The sequence below is a fragment of the Rossellomorea sp. DUT-2 genome, from assembly GCF_052665285.1.
The window spans coordinates 518,780-540,220 of record NZ_JBQPEO010000002.1; the positions used below are offsets into that span (position 1 = coordinate 518,780).

23 protein-coding genes and 2 riboswitches are annotated in these 21,441 nt (G+C 42.4%); of the genes, 5 read left to right on the top strand and 18 right to left on the bottom strand.

Features of this window, described 5'->3' with window-relative positions; all coding sequences use genetic code 11:
• Positions 1–57: 57 nt before the first annotated feature.
• From ACOSV2_RS08340 to ACOSV2_RS08395, 12 genes are all read right to left on the bottom strand, one after another.
• Complete coding sequence (locus ACOSV2_RS08340) at positions 58–606, bottom strand: SpoIIIAH-like family protein (protein ID WP_044340042.1); 549 nt, start codon at positions 604–606, stop codon at positions 58–60.
• Between the two features lie 14 nt (positions 607–620).
• On the bottom strand, positions 621–1,274 hold the full coding sequence (gene spoIIIAG, locus ACOSV2_RS08345) for a stage III sporulation protein AG (RefSeq protein ID WP_428974715.1): 654 nt from the start codon (positions 1,272–1,274) through the stop codon (positions 621–623).
• The gene (gene spoIIIAF / locus ACOSV2_RS08350; protein ID WP_428974716.1) at positions 1,264–1,887 is read right to left on the bottom strand and encodes a stage III sporulation protein AF; all 624 of its coding nucleotides are present in this window, start codon (positions 1,885–1,887) and stop codon (positions 1,264–1,266) included. The genes spoIIIAG and spoIIIAF overlap by 11 nt, the downstream gene beginning before the upstream one ends.
• Positions 1,888–1,905: 18 nt before the next feature.
• Positions 1,906–3,102: a stage III sporulation protein AE gene (gene spoIIIAE / locus ACOSV2_RS08355; RefSeq protein WP_428974717.1), complete on the bottom strand. Its 1,197-nt coding sequence runs from the start codon at positions 3,100–3,102 to the stop codon at positions 1,906–1,908.
• Positions 3,103–3,130: 28 nt separating this feature from the next.
• Positions 3,131–3,523: a stage III sporulation protein AD gene (gene spoIIIAD, locus ACOSV2_RS08360; RefSeq protein ID WP_172655798.1), complete on the bottom strand. Its 393-nt coding sequence runs from the start codon at positions 3,521–3,523 to the stop codon at positions 3,131–3,133.
• A 12-nt stretch (positions 3,524–3,535) separates the two neighbouring features.
• Positions 3,536–3,742 carry a stage III sporulation protein AC gene (spoIIIAC, locus tag ACOSV2_RS08365; RefSeq protein WP_034758004.1) on the bottom strand — a complete coding sequence of 69 codons (207 nt, stop codon included), beginning with the start codon at positions 3,740–3,742 and terminating at the stop codon, positions 3,536–3,538.
• A 75-nt stretch (positions 3,743–3,817) separates the two neighbouring features.
• Positions 3,818–4,333 (bottom strand): stage III sporulation protein SpoIIIAB, encoded by a 516-nt coding sequence (spoIIIAB, locus tag ACOSV2_RS08370; protein WP_148969590.1) that lies wholly within the window; start codon positions 4,331–4,333, stop codon positions 3,818–3,820.
• Positions 4,334–5,257, bottom strand: coding sequence for a stage III sporulation protein AA (spoIIIAA, locus tag ACOSV2_RS08375; RefSeq protein ID WP_428974718.1), 924 nt, complete (start codon positions 5,255–5,257; stop codon positions 4,334–4,336). It abuts the gene before it with no gap.
• Between the two features lie 200 nt (positions 5,258–5,457).
• Positions 5,458–6,015, bottom strand: coding sequence for an elongation factor P (gene efp / locus ACOSV2_RS08380; RefSeq protein WP_113970469.1), 558 nt, complete (start codon positions 6,013–6,015; stop codon positions 5,458–5,460).
• 40 nt (positions 6,016–6,055) lie between these two features.
• Positions 6,056–7,120 carry a M24 family metallopeptidase gene (locus ACOSV2_RS08385; RefSeq protein WP_428974719.1) on the bottom strand — a complete coding sequence of 355 codons (1,065 nt, stop codon included), beginning with the start codon at positions 7,118–7,120 and terminating at the stop codon, positions 6,056–6,058.
• Positions 7,110–7,568, bottom strand: coding sequence for a type II 3-dehydroquinate dehydratase (gene aroQ, locus ACOSV2_RS08390; protein WP_397553418.1), 459 nt, complete (start codon positions 7,566–7,568; stop codon positions 7,110–7,112). Before aroQ ends, ACOSV2_RS08385 begins: the two co-directional genes overlap by 11 nt.
• A 94-nt stretch (positions 7,569–7,662) precedes the next feature.
• Positions 7,663–8,232: a YqhR family membrane protein gene (locus ACOSV2_RS08395; RefSeq protein WP_428974720.1), complete on the bottom strand. Its 570-nt coding sequence runs from the start codon at positions 8,230–8,232 to the stop codon at positions 7,663–7,665.
• 282 nt (positions 8,233–8,514) lie between these two features.
• Between ACOSV2_RS08395 and ACOSV2_RS08400 the strand changes: the two genes are divergently transcribed.
• Complete coding sequence (locus tag ACOSV2_RS08400) at positions 8,515–8,877, top strand: SA1362 family protein (protein ID WP_258549694.1); 363 nt, start codon at positions 8,515–8,517, stop codon at positions 8,875–8,877.
• 16 nt (positions 8,878–8,893) lie between these two features.
• On the opposite strand, the gene ACOSV2_RS08405 is transcribed toward ACOSV2_RS08400, so the two are convergent.
• The 3 genes from ACOSV2_RS08405 to ACOSV2_RS08415 form a co-directional block, all read right to left on the bottom strand.
• Complete coding sequence (locus ACOSV2_RS08405; protein ID WP_428974721.1) at positions 8,894–9,775, bottom strand: patatin-like phospholipase family protein; 882 nt, start codon at positions 9,773–9,775, stop codon at positions 8,894–8,896.
• Positions 9,776–9,882: 107 nt separating this feature from the next.
• Positions 9,883–12,453 carry a vitamin B12-dependent ribonucleotide reductase gene (locus tag ACOSV2_RS08410; protein ID WP_428974722.1) on the bottom strand — a complete coding sequence of 857 codons (2,571 nt, stop codon included), beginning with the start codon at positions 12,451–12,453 and terminating at the stop codon, positions 9,883–9,885.
• 351 nt (positions 12,454–12,804) lie between these two features.
• Positions 12,805–13,641 (bottom strand): lipoate--protein ligase family protein, encoded by an 837-nt coding sequence (locus ACOSV2_RS08415; protein ID WP_428974723.1) that lies wholly within the window; start codon positions 13,639–13,641, stop codon positions 12,805–12,807.
• Positions 13,642–13,853: 212 nt separating this feature from the next.
• Here ACOSV2_RS08415 and ACOSV2_RS08420 point away from each other — a divergent pair, with 212 nt between their 5' ends.
• Together ACOSV2_RS08420 and ACOSV2_RS08425 are read left to right on the top strand one after the other, a co-directional pair.
• Entirely contained in the window at positions 13,854–14,237 is a 384-nt protein-coding gene (locus ACOSV2_RS08420) for a rhodanese-like domain-containing protein (protein WP_113970477.1), read from the top strand.
• Positions 14,238–14,300: 63 nt separating this feature from the next.
• Positions 14,301–14,498 carry a hypothetical protein gene (locus ACOSV2_RS08425; protein ID WP_428974724.1) on the top strand — a complete coding sequence of 66 codons (198 nt, stop codon included), beginning with the start codon at positions 14,301–14,303 and terminating at the stop codon, positions 14,496–14,498.
• A 73-nt stretch (positions 14,499–14,571) separates the two neighbouring features.
• Here ACOSV2_RS08425 and gcvPB read toward each other — a convergent pair whose 3' ends face one another.
• The 3 genes from gcvPB to gcvT are packed head-to-tail and all read right to left on the bottom strand — an operon-like array spanning position 14,572 to position 18,497.
• A complete protein-coding gene (gene gcvPB, locus ACOSV2_RS08430; RefSeq protein WP_428974725.1) occupies positions 14,572–16,035 on the bottom strand; it encodes an aminomethyl-transferring glycine dehydrogenase subunit GcvPB in 1,464 nt (487 codons plus the stop codon).
• On the bottom strand, positions 16,028–17,374 hold the full coding sequence (gene gcvPA / locus ACOSV2_RS08435) for an aminomethyl-transferring glycine dehydrogenase subunit GcvPA (protein ID WP_428974726.1): 1,347 nt from the start codon (positions 17,372–17,374) through the stop codon (positions 16,028–16,030). Before gcvPA ends, gcvPB begins: the two co-directional genes overlap by 8 nt.
• A 16-nt stretch (positions 17,375–17,390) precedes the next feature.
• Positions 17,391–18,497: a glycine cleavage system aminomethyltransferase GcvT gene (gcvT, locus tag ACOSV2_RS08440; protein ID WP_428974727.1), complete on the bottom strand. Its 1,107-nt coding sequence runs from the start codon at positions 18,495–18,497 to the stop codon at positions 17,391–17,393.
• A gap of 97 nt (positions 18,498–18,594) precedes the next feature.
• A riboswitch (glycine riboswitch) is annotated at positions 18,595–18,675 on the bottom strand.
• 3 nt (positions 18,676–18,678) lie between these two features.
• A riboswitch (glycine riboswitch) is annotated at positions 18,679–18,770 on the bottom strand.
• Between the two features lie 174 nt (positions 18,771–18,944).
• Here gcvT and ACOSV2_RS08445 point away from each other — a divergent pair.
• The gene (locus tag ACOSV2_RS08445; protein WP_428974728.1) at positions 18,945–20,645 is read left to right on the top strand and encodes a DEAD/DEAH box helicase; all 1,701 of its coding nucleotides are present in this window, start codon (positions 18,945–18,947) and stop codon (positions 20,643–20,645) included.
• Positions 20,614–21,405, top strand: a complete 792-nt coding sequence (locus ACOSV2_RS08450) for a YqhG family protein (RefSeq protein ID WP_113970482.1) — start codon at positions 20,614–20,616, stop codon at positions 21,403–21,405. Before ACOSV2_RS08445 ends, ACOSV2_RS08450 begins: the two co-directional genes overlap by 32 nt.
• Positions 21,406–21,441: the final 36 nt, after the last annotated feature.

A 21,441-nucleotide genomic window follows, 5' to 3' on the forward strand; every position in this document is an offset into this window, starting at 1 on the left:
CTTGCAAACAAAAAATGGCCGCCTGAAGGTTCCCCTTCGGCGGCAATGGTGTACATGTTAATTTGTTGGTTGGAATTCTACTGCTACCGGTTTCATCTGACCAACTTCACTCATCACGAGGCGGATGATTTCATTAGCATCGGCTGTTGAGTGCTCTTTGTCGGATTTCACTGTAATGCGGATATTTTCACCGTTAGCTCTGACTAACGCATCTTCATAACCCATTGTTTTAATCATGGTTTCCAATACTGATTCTGTCATGGCCAACTCTCTTAAGTTCTCCATTTCTTCATAGGCAGCGCTTTTTTCCTCTGCTGATACATCAGCGTTCGCCACTTTCGCTTCCAGTTCTTCACGAAGCTGTTCGCGTTGATCCAATACTTCAATTCTTAAAGCTTCGAACATTTCATTTCCAGCTGCGTCTGTCACGACTTCCATGTCAGACATGGTTTCCTTCCCATCTTCTTTCGCTTGCTCTTTTCCGTCCTTTTCTTCATATGCCATATCTGTCACTTGCTGTGTAGGAGAAGTAATGTAATACACTGAAAGCACGATCACAAGACTTAACATCGTTAATAACCAAACCGTTTGTTTTTTAAGTAACATCTATCATTTCCCCCTTATTTTTTGGGCAGAACCGATACCCTGTGACTTGGTACGTCTAATCCGCGGGTAACAGCTTCTATGATCCATTTTTTGATTTGTATATTATCGGCCCCTTTTGCTACAACAAGGACACCGCTGACTTTAGGTTTTTTAGTTTCTTTCACAATGGGAACCTCTTTCTCTCCATCCCTGACGATGACCATTTCTTCATCTCGCGATTTATCCTCTATCGATCGTTTTCCACCTTGTTTATCTTCTTCTGAGGTTGTTTGTGACTGTGTGGATTCATTCTTTTCATATACTTTTGACTCTGTTGCCTCTACATTGACCACAACATGTACTTCGCTGACCCCGACAATTTGATCAAGTGCTTCTTTCAATTGGTTTTCGTATTGATCTTCGTACCCTCTCATGGAGCCATCCGATTCCTTATGGCCGGAGCCGAATGTCGCGACCTCTTCAGGTACTCCTTCGTCTACTGATTTCGAGACCTCCAAGCTGCCATCCCTGCTCCAAAGATCACTGATCAGCATAAAGGCGACACCTACTAACAGCACAATGAGAAAGTATTGAAACTTATTCCCTTTTTTATCCTTTGGCGGTGAATTCGAATTTTCTTTTGACAACCATTCCTTCAATGCGTTAAGCGGACTTTTATTAAAGTTCATTGGCTTCCCCAGTCCCCCCTTCAACTGTAATGATTATTTTGTCTGGTGTAAGATTCCATTGCTCGGCAAGTAAGGAGGCCATTGGGGACGTATTTTCTTCAGGGGTTTTCTTTCTCGGCTCAGCTCCCGTATCGATCTCCACGTTTTGAACGGTTTCAATCGTAGTGTTTTCTTGTTTGTCTTTCACTACCACTGTCACTTCTGTGATACTATCCGGGACATTCTCCAAATCATCTGCTTTTACTACAACCTTCTCAATGACCTTACCGTGTTCATCCATCATCTCCTTTTCAGCTTGTTGTTTCATTTGGACAGCCATCTGTTCTAAAATATATGCACGTTGTGAGGCTTGTATTTCTTTTTTCTTCATTTCTATTAAATTTTCTACTGAATTATTCCGGGAATCTCCATTTATATCAATTGACTCCATCACCGTATCAAAATCAGTTGACATTAATTTAAACAAAGGGGTAAGGATAATGGTGATCAACAATAAGCCAGTCACGATTTTCGCATATTTTTGCATGTTGGAACTGGGAAGAAGCATGTCAATGACGGTGGCTAAGAGAACAAAGATTATTATATTTGTAATCCAATCGGTGAGAAATGACATGACGATACTCCTTCCTCTTTATCTCATCATCATCGTGATATTTCCTGCTGCAATGATGACGGTAAGACTTAAAAAGAACATAAAGGATACAATGGCAAGGGCCGCAAAGACATAAATCACACTTTTGGCAATGATATCGAGACATTCTATCACCGGTCCGCCACCGAGGGGTTGCAAGAGAGCTGCGGCTAATTTATAAATAAACGCAATCATGAGGATCTTGATTGCTGGAAAAGCTGCAATGATCAGAACAATGGCGACACCAGCGATTCCCACTGTATTCTTTAATAGAACGGAAGCGCTGATCACTGTGTCCGTCGCATCCGTGAACATTCTGCCGATCACAGGTACAAAATTTCCTGTTACAAATTTCGCTGTTCGAATGGTAATCCCATCTGTCACCGCTGCCGTGGCTCCCTGCACGGATATAACACCAAGGAATACGGTCATGAAGGCTCCTAATAACCCGATACTCCATGTGCGCAATAACTGTGCCAGCTGCGTCACTTTATAATGAGCCGAAAGCGTACTTACGATACTTAATAGCGCCGCCAGAAACAGCAGGGGCAGCACGACATTTTGGATCAACAAACCGCTTGTGTTCATTAAAAAGATAATCACAGGATGGAAAAATGCTGCAGATACAATTCCCCCGGAAGCCGCAATAAGGGCTAACAACAGAGGTATGAGGGCAATGATGAAGTGAATCATGGTGGAGATGGCATCCCGGGTGTAGTCAATCGCCACGTGAAAACTATTTAGGGCGATGATGATCAACACCATGAACACAATGCTGTATGCAACCTTGCTGACACTCCCTCCTTCGAATGCATTCTGCAGGGATTGAAGAAACATACTGAAAATAGTGAGCATAATCAGCGTTCCTAATAGCTTCCCATTCATCACAAGCTCCTGGAAGGCGAATTTGAAGATTCCACTAAACCATGCTTTAAAGGAAAACTCTTTTTCTCCTTTGATAAAATCAACCAAACTGCCCTTTTGACTTTCAGGAAGATAGCCACCGTATTGATCCACGATACTATTCCAGAATCCTTTTAATTCTTCGATTCCTAATTGATCTAACTGCTGATCGATCATTTGCTGTTGAATCGTCGAATCGGGAGGATTCTGTTCTTCCCCTTCTTCAGCTTGTCCACTGGAGGCTCCTACGAAAAAGATTACGAGTGCTATGACGAGTATTCGATATATTTGCAACAATTTTTTCCACCTCTTAACGTTTCGCTTATCCAGTTGGGATCATGTTGATAATCGTTTCGATAATCACCGTTAGAATAGGTACCGCCATTGCTAATATCAAGATCTTCCCTGCAAGCTCCACTTTCGCCGCAAGTGCTCCTTGTCCGGCATCCTTTGTAATGTGAGAAGCGAATTCCGCTATGTAGGCGATGCCGATAATTTTGAGAATGGTTTCTACATACACCATATTCACATTTGCATTCGCAGCAAGCTTCTCAATCATATGAATGATGGAGTAAATTTGATCGATCAGAAATAAAAAAATCGAACATCCTACAAACACAATAAGCAAAAAAGCAAAATTTGGTTTCTGCTCTTTCACGATCAAAGCCAGAAAGGTCGCAACCAGTGCTATACCAACAATTTGAATGATTTCAATCGCGGACGCCCCCTAACCTTGATATAAGAAGACCGATTTAATCTTCTGGAACAGATCATCGACAATCGAGGCTACCATAAACAGAATATAGATGAACCCAAAGAGGGTAACCCACTGTGCATATTCCTTCTTCCCGACCTGATCTAAAATCGTATGCAAAAAGGCCACTACAATCCCCACCCCTGCGATCTTGAAAATAATATCCACATCAATTCCCATATTCATTTCCCTCCTGGTTTCTAAACTTCTCGCAAGCGATTGGCATGTATAAAAGCATTGACCTATGAAGCATCGTTAGAGTAATAGAATAATCAATAATAAACCTGACAAAAACCCCAAGCTCTTCGTCATCTTTTCATATTTTCTCTGCTTTTCTATCGCCTCTGATTCTTCTCTTTCCAGATGTTTTAACGCTAACTGTATATGTTTCTGCTGGGTCATCATGTCGTGTTTGCCCAGGTTTTCTCCAAATTGTTTCAGGATTTCGTATTCACCTGTTTTAAAAGCCGTTAATTTCCATATATCATTCAGGCTTTCTTCCCACGCTTTCTTCACTGAAATCTCCTGCTCCGTTAATTTCTTTGAGAACGTTTCAAAGAACCATGAAACAGGTTTTTGCAACTGCTTGGATATCTTTCTCGTTGCTTCATGCAAAGGGGTATGGCTGTAAGTGATTTCTGCTTCCAATGACTGGAGGGCCACCTTCAACAACCGAAGCTGCCTCGGCCTTTCCGTTAAATATTTAGACGCTTCGAAACCAGCCCAGGAAGTAGAAAGCAGGATGAAAACAGCACCGATTAGTTTAATCATTTATGTCACACTCACTTTTTGCAGAAGAGATTGACCGTGTTCATTCCACACTTCATGAACCTTACCTGGCTCATCCCCTCTCCTTAGTTCAACAAACCGCTCAATGGTTTGAAGATTCACAATGTCTTTGATCACCGGTCTCTTCGCTACTTCCGCAAATGTAGATCCATGAGTCGTCATCACAAGGGTAATACCGGCATTAACGGCTTCCTGGATAGCTTGACCATCTTCCACGCGGCCAATCTCATCCACAATCAGGACGTCGGGACTCATGGAGCGGATCAGCATCATCATCCCTTCAGCCTTCGGACATGCATCCAGCACGTCCACCCTGGGTCCGAACATCAGCTGAGGGATTCCATTTACACACCCGGCAATTTCGGACCGTTCATCGACAATCCCAACTTTAAAAGGAGGGATCTTTTTCTCCGGGACGCCGGTCGAGATCATACGTGCAAGATCTCTTAGCAATGTCGTTTTCCCTGTCTGAGGCGAGCCGATAATCATCGTATGCTTCCAGCCACTATCATAAACATATGGAAAAATTGATTGAGCTATGCCAAGCTTTTGTCTCGCAATCCTGATGTTAAAGGAAGACAAATTCCGAATTCCTTTCACGACACCCCCCTCTAGAATGACCTTGCCGGCAAGACCGACTCGATGTCCGCCTTCAATCGTAATATATCCTCTCTTCAGTTCTTCTTCCAATGTATAAAATGAATGCCTGGACAGTTTGTTAATGAGCTGCTCGCTATCTTCCTCGGTAACAGTATAAGAAAGAAAATATGGCTTCCCCCTGGCCGTGACCTCCAACACACGGTTGGTACGAACCCTGATTTCTTCAATTCGGTCAATAAGATCTTGTGGAAGGGTCAGGACTTTGTCAGAAATAGTGCTGGGTAGTAAGGCTAGAACTTCTTGCATATAGGTACCTCCTAATCTTGTTCCACTTCGGAATGTATGAACATGAAATGAACCTTCGTACATGCTTCCCGATAATACAATGTATTCTAGTGGAATGAGATTATGACAGTAGAGTTGGAAGATTTGGGGTGGGGATTGGGAGATTTAATATAAAAAAAAGCCTGAACGAGAATAATCTCGCTCAGGCTTTTCACATTCAATTATCCACGTGATACGTAAGATCCGTCCGTTGTGTTAATGATCAATGTGTCTCCTTCGTTGACGAAGAACGGTACGTTAACCACTAATCCTGTTTCCACAGTAGCAGGCTTTGAACCACCGGAAGCTGTATCGCCTTTGATGCCCGGTTCTGTTTCAGTCACTTTCAACTCAACTGAGTTAGGAAGCTCGACTCCAAGAGTCTCTCCACCGTACATCATGATAGACACTTCCATGTTTTCTTTCAGGTATTTCAATTCATATTCTATGGAAGCAGCCGGAAGTTCGATTTGATCGTAGCTCTCATTATCCATGAATACATGCATGTCACCATTAGCATACAGATATTGCATTTTACGGTTATCGATTTGGGCTTTTCCTACTTTTTCCCCTGCACGGAACGTTTTTTCCTGAATGGCACCTGTGCGCAGGTTACGAAGTTTGGAGCGAACAAATGCTGCCCCTTTACCTGGTTTAACGTGTTGGAAATCGATTACTCGCCAAATCCCGTTATCGACTTCAACCGTCAAACCTGTACGAAAATCATTTACTGAAATCATTTTTATTTCCTCCTATTGTCTAGTAGAACTGTCTTTCGGACTACAATGGCAGAATGATTAGATCTTTTGTAGAATGTGTCAGTGTTTCATTGGAATCTTCTGTTATGAGTGTATCATCTTCAATACGAACACCGCCAACACCTGGAACATAGACGCCAGGTTCAACCGTTACGATCATTCCAGGCTCCAGTACCACATCGGAACGGGAGGACAATCCTGGTCCTTCATGGACTTCAAGGCCGATTCCGTGTCCCAGAGAATGTCCGAAATACTCTCCATAACCTTTTTCTGTTATGTAACTACGTGCAATAGCATCCGCATCTTTACCTGTCATACCAGGCTTGATTTTTTCCATAGCCAGAAGCTGTGATTGTAGAACGACGTCATAGATCTCTTTCAATTTCTCACTTGGTTCTCCTACAGATAATGTACGTGTCATATCGGAGCAATATCCTTTATAGTATGCACCATAATCCAACGTTACAAAATCACCTTTTTCAATGACTTTATCACTGGCAACCCCATGAGGAAGTGCAGAACGATTACCTGAAGCAACGATGATATCAAAAGATGAAGATGTCGCTCCCGCTTTTCTCATGAAGAATTCTAATTCATTGGAAACTTCTAACTCTGTCACACCCGGTTTAATAAAATCTAATATATGCTTAAATGCTGCATCGGCAATATCCGCCGCATCCTTAATTATCTTAAGCTCTTCAGGTGTCTTAATCAAGCGTAACTTTTCCACCAGCCCTGATACCGGTACAAGTTCTGCTTCCAACACTTCACGATAGCTGTCATACGCACTGAATGTCATGTAGTTCTTCTCAAAGCCCAGTTTCTTGATCCCCAGGTTTTTCACTTGTTTGGCTACTTCATCATGTATCGGTCCAGTATGCTGGACGATTTCAAAATCGGCAGCCTGCTCGGTTGCTTGCTCGATGTAGCGAAAATCTGTTATGAATAATGCTTTCTCTTTAGAAATCAGAACAACACCTGATGAACCGGTAAAGTTTGTCATGTACCGACGGTTGTAGGTACTTGTAAGTAAAATCCCGTCAAGTTCGTTTTCTGAAAAAGTCTCTCTTAATCGTTCAATCTTCATTCAATTCCACTCCCTTAATGTTCTTTATGATCGCTTGTAAAGCCAGTTCGTAACCAAACAGTCCAAAACCGACGATCTGGCCAACCGTTTCAGCTGCCACGACAGATTGATGTCTGAACGCTTCACGGGCATGGATATTAGATATATGCACTTCCACTACCGGTACTGATACCGAAGCCACTGCATCTCTTATCGCATAGCTGTAATGCGTGAAAGCACCGGGATTCAGGATGATTCCCCCATACCCTTCATCCTCTGCCCTGTGTATGTAATCAATCAGTTCCCCTTCATGGTTCGATTGAGCTGAAAAGAGTTGAAATCCTTCACCTTCTGCTTGTTTCGAAAGCTTCCCCTCAAGTTGTGGCAGGGTGACATGTCCATAAATATCGGGTTCACGTTTCCCGAGCCTATTTAAGTTAGGACCATTTAAAAGCAAGATTTTCATCATATGTAAACCCCTAAAAAAATAGAATGTTCATCATGAACATTCTAACACAAACCTTATACCTATACCTACATAATTGTCTGATAATGAGGATTTGTTAATGGGATACTTCCCCTGATTTTTCTTTCTCATTCTGATGTCTCAATTCATTTTCTTCATAAGAAATCGAATAGCCGATAAATACGCCATACAGAATATACAGACAGAAGGTTGTAATCAAAGTGTGATAATCAATGGATGTAAAGGATTTAATGCTTGGGAAAAGCGGATTGAGCAGTAAAAAGAAAGCTAAGTATAACGCTACTCCGTAGGCAACTCCTACCCACATAGACTTGAATTTTCGTAATAAACCATAATAAATGAGGGCCACACCTATAGAAATCACTCCATAAGCCACAATGGAAAGAACGATGCCGATCCATTTGTCCACCCAGTCACCAACCGCCCACGGCTCAAAGATAATATTCGGCTCGATTTTCGTAAAGGAAAAAAAGTAACAAATGTAGGCAATTGAACTCCATAACATCCCACCGATAAAGCCCGTCACCACAACCATTGCCATGAACGATAGTGGTTTTTCACCCTGATTCTGCTCTAAGTGTGGATTTTCCTTACTTTCTTCTGTGCCATCCTGAATCTTTTCATGCTGTCCCTTTTGTTCAGCCATCTGAAACACCTCCATTCGTAGTATGTCCCATTGACTTAAACATTTGCATGTTTTTACTTATTTTTCATCTGTGGTTGATGAGGAAATATGGATGATAAAACCTATCTCTAGTCCTTTGATTCATTTTTTAGTAAAATAGATAATATCTTTTCAAGTTTCAGAAAATAGCCCCAGCAAAAATTCACAGAAAATCGATAACTAATATGGTTAAATAACAAGGAAATTGTCTAGAATAATAGTATAGATATGTATAATGGATTGAATTGTAAGGAGGTGGCTTTGTTGAACGCTCGTAATATCTTTGTTATCACATTAATATTGTTAGCTATTGTTGGGTTGGGAACCTCCCTATTCGGAAATCCTTTAGGGCTAGTCAAACAATTACTTGTTACAGCAGCTGTGATCGGAATCATCTACTTCATTTACCGAAGATGGTTCAGCGGAAGGCGGGCTGGTAATAGTAATGAACAGAGAGCGTTTCTTAAAGCAGCCAAACAATCAAAGAGGCGGCATAAGAAAAAGTCTCCAAGTAAGCCTCAAGTATCAAACGCCTCAAAGAAACGTTCGATACGAAAGAAATCCAATGCCAACCTTACTGTAATTGAAGGAAAAAAGAATAAGAAAAACAATCGAGCCTCGTTTTAGGAGCTCGATTGTTTTATTAAAATGGCCATTTTTGAAGGAATGCTTCCGCTTTTGATTTCCCGTATTGAAAGAGCTCTGCTCTTTTTTCGGGTGTTAATCCGAATTCGGTCGTGAGCACACCTTCAGTAGGAATAAAAATGATGTTTTTTTCAAGTTTTCTGGAAATGTATCTTGAATCATGTGCATCTTTCATCGTAGTAAAGAGGGCTTCATACATATCAATCGCATTTTTGATCTGTTTTTTTGGCTTTCCGACTAGATCGTGACTTAACTTCACCCCGATGACCGGCCTTACCTTTTTCACATTTTCCCGATCAAACAGCCACATAGGAAAGTTACTTAGCACCCCACCATCCACCATGAAACTTATTCCTTCTAAAGATCGCAGCTTTACAGGTTCAAAGAAGTAAGGAAGACTCGCACTCATTCGTATCGCCCTGGCAACGGGAAAGGTTTCTTTCGCTATGCCGTACTTCTCAAGATCATCCGGGAGAACCAACAATCTGCCATTCGATAAATCCGAAGCGATGACCCGGAGTGAATGGGGCGGTAAATCGGCGAACGTATAAATTCCCCTCGCTTTCAGCTTTTCTTCCACCCAGCTTTCAAGCGCCACTCCCTTATATAAACCTAAACGATTGTAAACCCGAAGCCATTTTATTATAGGGAGAGAGATGATCGCGTTTGAGTCCAGCAATTTATTAAAATCTATATCATCCATGATTTTCAAGAGCTCCCTGCTCGAATAACCGGCGGCTATAAATGCTGCAATCACCGCTCCGGCACTTGTTCCTGCGAGCCTCTTAAATTTGTAGCCCTTTTCCTCTAATGCTTGATATGCCCCTATCAACGCGAGCCCCTTTATGCCTCCACCTGAAAAAACTCCATCGATGTCCAAAGGCCCCACTCCTTCAATGTCTCTTACTACATCTTTAATTCACAAAGAAGGATTTTAGACTAAAAAAATAGGAGGGGAACCAGTCCCCTCCTACCTTTCTTCATATATTATAGTCCGCATTTCAGCTGAGCGCCGCAGTTTGTACAAGTATTGCAGCCACCCATATCTTTTACCGTCCCTTTACGGCAGACTGGACACGTATTCCCAACTTCAGAACCGATGGACACGTCTGTTGAACGCACGTCCTGAATCGTATCAAGTAACACGATCGGTTTTTTCGATGTAGGAATGTCTTTTTGTTCCTGTTCGTCCTCGTCATCAAAGCTGTTTTCTTCTGCTTTGAGTGTAAGAACTTGTGAATCACGGCTTCCGTCCACGTACACGGTTCCACCTTTTGCTCCACCTTTATAAAGTCGCTCATACACTTTTTCAACTTGATCAACCGTATAACCACGAGGAGCATTAACCGTTTTCGAAATAGAGCTGTCGATCCAATTCTGAATCACACATTGGACATCGGCATGTGCTTGTGGAGCCAAGCTCATGGAAGAAACAAACCATTCTGGAAGATTGTCAGCATCTGCATCCGGATTTCTCTTCAAGTAATCCTCTACAATATCCGCTTTCACTTCAATGAACTTACCAAGACGCCCGCTTCTGTAGTACGTGAAAGAGAAATAAGGTTCAAGCCCGGTAGATACCCCAACCATCGTACCTGTTGAACCTGTAGGAGCAACAGTTAACAGATGGGAATTCCGGATCCCATACTGTTCAATATCTGTTCGGACATCGTTAGGCATTTTCTTCATAAAGCCCGTTTCCACAAATGCTTTTCGTAAAGCTTTCGTTTCTTCATCGGTGCTTCCAGTCAGGAATGGGAAGCTTCCTTTTTCCTTCGATAATTCAACCGAAGCACGATAAGCGGTTGTGGCGATGACTTCAAACACTTCATCCACAAGCTGATTGCCTTCTTCAGAACCGTATTCTTTCTCACAGTAGATCAACAAATCTGCAAGACCCATTACACCAAGGCCAACACGTCGCTCACCAAGGGCCTGCTTTTTGTTTTCATCCAGGAAGTAAGGAGTCGCGTCGATGACGTTGTCCTGCATGCGAACACCCACTTCAACGGTACGCTTCAATTTATCGAAATCAACGGTTTTCGTCTCTTTATTGGCAAACTGAGCAAGGTTGACGGCTGCCAGGTTACACACGGAATATGGAGCAAGAGGCTGTTCACCGCATGGGTTCGTAGCAACTACCTTTTGACCGTATGCTTTCGCATTCGTCATATCATTCGCGTTATCAATAAAGAAGATACCCGGCTCCGCAGAGTAGGTTGCACACACATTGATAAGATTCCAAAGCTCTTTCGCCTTGATCTTACGGTATGTACGCACTTTGTAGCCGAGCTTTTCCCACTCACGGACATCCCCTACGTTGTGCCATTCTTCATTATAGTATTTCATCTGCTCTTCATTATAGCTTTCTACATCCGGGAAGCGAAGTTCATATTCACGATCGTTTTCCACGGCATCCATAAAGTCGCTTGTCAGGCAAACCGAGATATTCGCACCTGTCAGGAACTCTGAATTATGGACGCTGTATGTTCCACCTGTACGGAGCTTTTCTTCTGCATTCTTAAGGATTTTCGCATCAAACCCACCGTATCCAGGGATTTGTCTATAATTTAGGATTCCTTGATACATCGCTTCCTCTTGTTCTGTCAGAGGTGTGAATTTCAACTTATCCTGAGCTGCTTTTTTAATCGTTTCATCTTCTGTATTTTCAAGGAGATAACGCAGAATACGCGGGTTTTGCATTTTAGAGATGATGAATTCGATAATATCGGGATGCCAATCTGAAAGCATGATCATTTGTGCTCCACGTCTTGATCCGCCCTGCTCAACCAAATGAGTCAATTTAGCGATGTCATCCAGCCAGGAAACCGAACCGGAGGATTTACCGTTCACACCTTTAGCCAGAGTATTTCGCGGGCGAAGAGTCGATCCGTTCGTTCCGACACCACCGCCACGGCTCATGATCTCCATCACCTGCTTGCGATGTTCTGAAATCCCTTCACGTGAATCCTGTACGAAAGGCATCACGTAACAGTTGAAGTACGTAACGTCTGTTCCGGCACCCGCTCCATAAAGCACCCGACCAGCAGGAACAAAATGCAGGTTCACCAATTCATGGTAGAACTTTTCAAACCAAACTTGTCTCTTTTCAGGAGTTTCTTCCACTTCTGCCAAGCCTGTTGCGTTACGCTTCGCAATTTGTTCGTAGTAGACTTCGAGAGGTTTTTCAATAACATCAAGTGTTCTTGAGACGACACCCGTTTCCATTTCTTCAGGTTTGTCGATGGCACTTCTGTACTCTTCTTCGATCCAAACATCTGCTTTCTTCGTTTCCCAATCGATGCTTGTGATGTACCCTAATCCTCTTGCAGGGAATTTAGGATCTTCTTTGATGGTGAGGACCACGAAATCACCTTCTGAAAGAGTGATCTTTTCCGTGTCTTTGAAAGAATAGCGGTCAATCATAACAAGACGGGATACACCCTTATGTGTAGTTCTCATATCCGGGGTTATGGGATGTACTTGAGGAAACAATCCAATATCCTGATTTAATCTTTCGATGTTTAATTTCATTGTGTTTTTCGACGCAACAGTCATAAAGACAACTCCTTCTATCTCAAATCTTTCATTTGTTTGTTGTTAACTTTGATGTGTAATATCAAATAATACGATATCATAGCTCAATTGGAAAAGCAATAAATAAACACAACATATAGTGTGTAAAAAATTATTCGACACACCACATATTGTGTTTCAGGTCAATAGGTCATTTGTTTGTCAAACGGATAATATGCCAATAAAATTAGAAAACAGAAGGAATTAATAGAAAATCATATAATACTCCGACCATTTCTATTAATTTAGAACTTGATATAAATCCAAGTCGCGTAATAGTTGGTAAAACAGGAAAAAAGCGACAAGCATCGCTTTTTTTCTACAAAAAATTTTTTATCGTTTGAAATTCCAGTCATCTGATTCGTACCGGGATTTGGCAAGGTCCACAACATATTGTGTTTCCTCTTCAGAAAGTTCGTATGGCTCCAGGTGAATATTCAATCCTTCTTCGAAACCTTTTTTGAATGCTTCCTTCGCCATATCCATAGTGACCGATTCCGAACTGATTTCGTTCATCGCGACAGCCTTGTTTTTAAATGCCCGCTGCATACGTTCTTTCACCCGGTCAGATGGATAGTTAAACAGGCTGAACAGCTTATCCTCGTCAAGATCCAATAGAATGGAACCGTGTTGAAGGATGACACCTTTTTGGCGCGTCTGGGCACTTCCCGCTACTTTTCTTCCTTCTACCACCAGCTCATACCAGCTCGGTGCATCAAAACAAACGGCCGAACGTGGATTCTTTAACCCTTCCCGCTCTTCTGCTGTTTTCGGAACGGCAAAATAGGCTTCGAGTCCAAGTCCTTGAAATCCTTTTAAGATCCCTTCCGAAATCACCCGGTATGCTTCCGTAACGGTTTTAGGCATTTCCGGGTGCTCTTCAGAAACAATGACGCTGTAAGTCAATTCATGTTCATGCAGAACCCCTCTGCCTCCCGTCGGTCTTCTGACAAAGCCAAGACTGTGCTCTTTCACTGCATCAAGATTGATTTCCTTTTCTACCTTTTGGAAGTAACCGATCGAGAGAGTCGCGGGATCCCAGCCATAAAACCTGATCGTGGGAGGAATCTTTCCCTCGCTATGCCAATCCAATAGCGCCTCATCAAGGGCCATATTATAAGAAGGGGAACAATTCCCTGAGTCAATGAATCTCCATGTTTCTTTTTTCATGCATCATACCTCATTTGCGTCTTCTCTTTGATATTATGTTATGTAAAAAACCAACTTCATTTAAGTCCGTTACTAGTCTATCAAATCCAAAAGAAAAAACAAAGAAAAACAGATTGGAAAGTGTTTGCTGTAAAATAATAAATTTGTTTTGATTCTCGGAGCTTTCATGAATATAATAGAAGTTAGCGCATTTGTAGAAAGGAGCATGAATGATGGAAGGATTATATATTCTTTTAGTCGTACTTGGTGGAATCATTGTTTATTCACTCTTTACGTTCTTCTATCAAAAGAGGATTGTGAATACATTGACTGAAGAAGAATTTCGAGCAGGATATCGTAAAGCTCAGTTGATAGATGTTCGTGAAGCGAATGAATTTGATAACGGTCACGTACTAGGCGCACGAAACATCCCCCTCTCTCAAATTAAAATGAGACAAAAGGAAATCCGTGCCGATCAACCCGTTTACCTTTATTGCCAAAGCGGACTCCGCAGCGGACGAGCAGCTCAAATGCTTCACCGCAAAGGGTACCGGGATCTTCACCAATTGCAGGGCGGCTTTAAAAAGTGGACAGGCAAAGTAAAACATAAAAAATAATGTGAAAGGATTGCCTTTGGGGCGATCCTTTTTTTTAATCGGTGTAAGTAGTGGGTTGGAGTGATGGTTCTATTTGTATTGGTATTGTGCATAATCCGATCAATAAATGGAATTATATGGGATTCGGCTGGATTTTTGGTTGAAACGGCTGGATTTTTGCTCATTTCGGCTGGATTATCGACCAAATCGGCTGGATTCCTGCTCATTTCAGCTGGATTGCCGACCATCACGACCCCATCCCGCACCTATTCTGCTGAGTGAACGACCATAAGGTCCGTCCCCCAACAAAAATCCCCGCAGCGAATTACTGCGGGGAATTTCAATTTTATTTTCTTTAGCTTTCTTTTGTATAACGCAGTACCGGTTTTCTTGCTGCGAGTGTTTCATCCATCCGCTTCACAATTGTTGTGTGCGGTGCTTCCTGGACGATTTCCGGCGTATCTTCTGCTTCTTTGGCAATCTGGATCATGGCATCAATGAAGGAATCCAGTGTTTCTTTCGATTCTGTCTCCGTCGGTTCGATCATCATGCACTCTTCCACGTTTAGTGGGAAGTAGATGGTTGGCGGATGATATCCGAAGTCGAGTAGTCGCTTCGCAATATCCAATGTTCGGACACCAAGCTTCTTCTGGCGTTTTCCACTGATCACGAATTCATGTTTACAATGACGATCGAATGGAAGGTCAAAGTGAGGAGCCAGGCGGCGCATCATGTAATTTGCATTCAGTACGGCATTTTCCGTCACGGCTCTCAAGCCATCCGGACCCATCGTTCTGATATAGGTATACGCACGAACGTTGATTCCAAAGTTTCCATAGTAAGGTTTTACACGGCCAATGGAATCAGGACGGTTGTAATCAAATTCGAATTGGTCGCCGTTTTTCACCAGGATCGGTTTTGGAAGGTATTTAATCAGGTCTTCCTTCACTCCCACAGGACCGCTCCCTGGACCACCGCCTCCGTGAGGGCCAGTAAAGGTCTTATGAAGATTTAAATGCACGACATCAAATCCCATATCCCCTGGTCTGGCTTTTGATAAAACGGCATTTAAATTGGCACCATCATAATACAACTTGCCGCCTGCTTCATGAATGATTGCAGCCATTTCCAGAATGTTTTCTTCAAATAATCCAAGAGTGTTCGGGTTGGTCAGCATCAAGGCTGCTGTATCATCTCCAACTACACGCTTCAGATCCTCCAAATCAACTAAACCATTTTCGTTTGATTTCACCGTTACCGTTTCGAAACCTGCTACAGTCGCACTGGCAGGGTTCGTTCCATGAGCTGAATCCGGTACGATGACCTTCGTACGATGTGTGTCTCCATTTGCTTCATGGTAAGCACGGATCATCATAAGACCCGTCCACTCTCCATGAGCACCGGCAGCAGGTTGAAGGGTGACTTCATCCATGCCTGTGATTTCTTTCAAATGCTCCTGAAGATCATACATCAGTTCAAGGGCACCTTGAACGCTTTCCGCTTCCTGGAGAGGATTGATGTGAGCGAATCCATTCAAGCGTGCCACGTTTTCATTCACCTTCGGATTGTACTTCATCGTACAAGACCCTAATGGATAGAAACCGGAATCCACACCATGATTACGTTTTGATAATGCCGTATAATGACGCATGATATCCAGTTCAGAAACCTCTGGAAGATGCGGTTCTTCCGTACGGATATAATCAGATGGAATGAGATCTGACAGTTCTACCTGTGGTACATCCATCTCAGGTAAGCTATAGCCGACACGGCCTTCTTTAGATAATTCAAAAATAAGAGGTTGATCTTGCTTATTCATGACAATCCCCCAATTCTGCTACGAATGCGTCGATTTCTTCTTTGCTGCGAAGTTCAGTAACAGCGATCAGCATGTGCTGTGATAAGCTGTCATCCATTAATCCTAAATCATAACCACCAATCATTTCTTTACCCAGGAGCTTTTGATTGATTTCTTTGACCGGCCTATTTACCTTTACGATAAACTCATTGAATGATGGTCCTTCAAATGCAATGGAGAATCCTTTTGCTTTAAAGGCTTCTTTTGCATAATGTGCTTTTTGGATATTTTGAAGTGCCATCTCTTTGACGCCCTGTTTTCCAAGTGCCGTCATGGCTACAGATGCCGCGAGTGCATTTAATGCCTGGTTTGAACAAATATTCGACGTTGCTTTATCTCGACGGATATGCTGCTCACGTGCTTGAAGAGTCAGAACAAATCCTCTGATTCCATCTTCATCAACGGTTTGACCAACAAGACGGCCCGGAACTTTACGCATAAGCTTTTTATTCACAGCGAAGTATCCACAGTGCGGTCCACCAAAGGCACTTGGGATACCGAATGGCTGTGCATCACCAATGACGATATCCGCTCCTAATTGTCCAGGAGGAGTAAGTGCCCCTAATGCAAGAGGGTTTGAAGACACAACGAACATCGCTTTTTGGGCATGAGCTACTTCTTCAATGGCTTTTAGTTCTTCTACCCTGCCGAAGAAGTTGGGATATTGAACGACTACCGCGGCAATTTCATTACTCATTAATTTCTTAAGTTCTTCCACATCCGTAACACCGTTATCATGCGGGATTTCCACCACTTCTATATACTGACCTTTTGCATAAGATCGCAGGACATCACGTGATTCGGGATGCACCGTACTTGAAACCAGTACCTTTTTCCTGCGGGTCTGCCCTGCACTCAGCATAGCTGCTTCTGCAAGAGCCGTCCCTCCATCGTACATGGAAGAGTTGGCTACATCCATGCCGGTCAGCTCACATATCATCGTTTGAAATTCAAAAATGGCTTGAAGTTCTCCTTGAGAGATTTCCGGCTGATAAGGTGTATATGCTGTATAAAATTCAGAGCGTGATAATACATGATCCACGATGATCGGCATGTAGTGGTCATATACTCCTGCCCCTAAAAAGGATGTATGACTTTTCAGGTCAGCATTCTTCGCTGCCATTTTGGTCAATTCTTTTACCAATTCCGTTTCTGACTTCGCTTCTTTGATTTTGTAATCCCCTTTGAAACGAACCTGCTCAGGAATATCTTCAAATAGATCATTAACGCTGTCTACTCCTATGCTGTCTAACATTTCCCTTTGATCCTGCTCTGTCATCGGTAAATAACGATGCTTCATGACCGTCATTCCTCCCCTATTTCTTTGGTCTTTTATAGAATGGTGTCGCTACTACTTTCGCTTTTAACTTTTTCCCTCTGATCTCAACCAGTACTTCTGTATCTAAAGAAGTAAACTCTTTATGGAGTAATGCTAATCCTACATTTTTCTTTAATGTCGGTGATTGCGTACCGGTTGTGACTTCCCCTATCTCTTCTTCACCGGCATACACCTTATACCCATGACGGGGAATTCCGCGATCGATCATTTCAATCCCGACGATTTTTCTTGGAGCGCCTTCATCCTTTTGTTGTTTCAGGACTTCCTGACCATTAAATGGAACCTCTTTATTCACTTTTACGGCGAATCCAATACCTGCTTCGATCGGCGTGATCGATTGAGATAATTCTTGTCCGTAAAGGGCAAGGTTCGCTTCAAAACGCAATGTATCACGAGAACCCAGTCCGCATGGAAGCACCCCATGTTCCTTTCCTGCATCCAGGATGGCTTTCCAGATTGCAGCCGCATCACCTGCATCACAGTAAATCTCAAATCCGTCTTCCCCTGTATAACCGGTACGTGAAACAAGTGCATGTCTACCATCTATGTTCACTTCGGTCTGGAATTTAAAAAATCCGATATCGCTTAGTGAATGTTCGTTTGTAAGCTTTTGTAAAACCTGTTCAGCAAGTGGACCTTGAAGTGCCAATTGCGCCATTTGTTCAGAGATGTTGTTAATTTCAACTCCATCGACTTCATGTTTTTTCAGCCACTGAAAATCTTTATCTATATTTGCCGCATTAACCACGAGCAAATAATCATTATCTTTTATTTTATAAACTAATAAGTCATCGACCGTCCCACCGTTTTCGTAGCACATAGCCGTATACTGAGCTCCTCCATCTTTTACTTTGGAGACATCATTTGTCATCATTCTTTGTAAGTAGTCAAGAGCCCCTTCACCCTTCACTTCAATTTCTCCCATATGAGAAACGTCGAATAGTCCAGCCCGGGTTCGTACCGCTTCATGTTCTTCTTTAATACTTGAGAATTGCACTGGTAAAGCCCAGCCACCGAAGTCGATGGTTTTTCCTCCATACTCTTTGTACACTTCGTATAAAGGTGTTTGTTTTAACTCTGACATGACTTTTCCCCCTTTATCTTCCTTACATGCATAATCCTTAACCAAGTTTTATCCCATGAAAAAAGGACAGAAAAACCCCTTTTCATAAAGAAGTTTTCTCTGTCCTTGCACCTGAAAGTTTACCGAAGAACGGCTTTCCCCTTTGGTGGTTCCCGGGTACCGGAAACACTCTCCAGAGTTGCGTCCAACAAGAGTCTTTTTGCCTGAGAGATTCACACTTAAATGTGCTTGCTCCTTCGGCGCTGTATGCACAGTCTCTCCCCTTGTTATCATTCGCCAATATTCCTTGAAACATTTGGTCATACTAGAAATATACAGAAGAAATGTTGTAAATGTGAATGTTCGGATTTTCGAGTTTTTTAAACATTAGAAAATCTATTTTCATCCTACCATTAAATACGAGGATTGAGCAATCATTTTTATTAGAATTAAGGAGATGTTTTTCAGATGAATGTTGAGGTTTTATTTGATGAAGAATGGGGCGAGGGTCTCGAGAATTTAATTGATAACGATGGCCCATGGGGAAATTGGGAGCTATATAAGCTGGCCATCGAATTTGAACATCATCTTGCAATTCCGAACTTTGAAGGCCTACAAGCACCAAAACATTTGGCTAATGTCACTCCGCTCCCCCATCAGTTGGAAGCAGCAAAGCAGGTTGTCGAAACGATGAACGGGAAAGCGATCCTTGCAGATGAGGTCGGATTAGGTAAAACCATTGAAGCCGGATTGATATTGAAAGAATACATGATTAGAGGATTAGTGAAGAAAGTATTAATATTGGTTCCTGCATCCCTGGTCTCTCAATGGTCCTATGAATTGAACAGTAAGTTTTTCATTCCGGCTGTTCCGCAACGAAAAAGTTACGTATGGGATCAGTGCGATATTGTCGTATCATCCATGGATACCGCTAAGCGTAGCCCTCATCGGGAAAAGGTGTATGAACAGGACTATGATTTGGTGATTATCGATGAAGCTCACAAACTAAAAAATCATAAAACAAAAAACTATGAATTTGTCCAAAACCTAAAAAAGAAATTCTGCTTACTGCTGACAGCGACACCTATTCAAAATCGTGTCGAAGAGATTTTTCATCTGGTTTCTCTCCTTAAGCCGGGACATCTCGGAAATGAATCCGGGTTTTCCGAAAGATATAAAAAAGGGGACCGTACTCTTCAAGAGGATGAACATTTAAAAAGTCTCATTAACAAAGTGATGATCCGTAACAGACGCAGCGATACGGGTATAGAATGGACAAAACGGCACGTAAAGACGGTCTTAATCGATTTTAACGAGGCTGAAAGGGATTTATATAACAGCATCGATTTGCTCAGGGGGAACTATGATGACTGGGCTAATTCAAGCTCCTTCTCTCTTTTAACGCTTCAAAGAGAAGCATGCAGCTCTCGTGAAGCAGTGTTTTATACTCTTAAAAACATGCTGGAGAAGAAAGAAAACCCGACAGCAGGTTTTGAGAATACAATTGGCACTCTTATGAAAAAAGTAGAAAACGTGACAATGAACTCCAAGGCTCAGAAAGCACTTGAAATCGTCCAATCGATCAATGACAAAGTGATTATATTTACAGAGTACCGGGCAACACAGCTCTATCTGCAATGGTTCTTAAAACAACATGGAATAAGCTCCGTACCGTTTCGAGGTGGATTTAAACGGGGGAAAAAGGATTGGATGCGTGAACTCTTTCAAAAGCATGCACAGGTGTTAATTGCTACTGAGGCAGGAGGGGAAGGAATCAACCTCCAATTCTGCCATCACGTGATCAACTTTGACCTGCCATGGAATCCCATGAGGTTAGAGCAGCGAATCGGTCGTGTCCACCGTCTTGGACAGACAGAGGATGTTCATATTTACAATTTTGCTACCAGAGACACGGTTGAAGAACATATATTGAAGCTTCTTTATGAAAAAATCAATCTCTTTGAACGGGTGATCGGAGAATTGGATGAAATCCTGACCCGTCTGGATTTCCGCGACTTCGAAGAGCATGTAACCGATATTCTTTCTTCATCCAGAACGGAAGGGGAAATGAAGATTAAAATGGAGAATTTAACGAGTATGATTCAATTTGCCGAACAATTAAAGGAGGAGAAATCAAATGCAGCAGCACGAAATTCATCAATTTCTTGAGAGATACTTCGTGGCTAATGGATGTGACCTGGTTGCGAACGGAGACGGTCATATGACCGTCCAGCTAACGATTGATTTGGATAAGGAGCTGATGAACCGTCCGTTCTACTGGCACTACCTTGAGAAAACGGGAGGTATTCCAAATCCAATGACACTATCCCTTATAACGAATCCGGATAAAGCACCTGAAGACTTAAAAGGAGAACCTATTCACTTTGGTTCTCCGCGGTTACACCAAATCTTCCATTCAACACGAAATTTAGCAGGATATATCCGGTTATACGAAAACCGGCTAACACCGAGTGGTCAGCAAACCCCTCTTCATCCATGGCTTGGACTGAATATCAAAATTTCGTATCAATCCAACCGAAAGAAAGACAGCATTCGAAGCATGGGATTGAACCTGATCAATGGAGTCATTCAGGAAAACTTTCATTCGTCATTGATGTCCAGAAACCTGACACCTAAGATTCCTGATTTCTCGTTCACATTGACACCGATCATTAAACCGAAAAGCGGAGTGAACCGCATTCAAACGTTCCTGTATGAAGAAATCAAAAAAGAACCTGTTGAATGGGCTGAGCAGGCACGAAAGACGTGGGAGGAAGATTTACAATTGTTGAATCACTTTTATGGAGATCAAGAGGAAAAGCCCGAATCCTATTTTATGGAACAACAAGCATTGAAAGAGCAGTATGAGCCCAAGATTTCCATCGATATCATCAATGGCGGGATTTTTTATTTACAGCATTCAAGTTAACCGGTAAACGGAGTGAGTAAATCACACACTTACTCC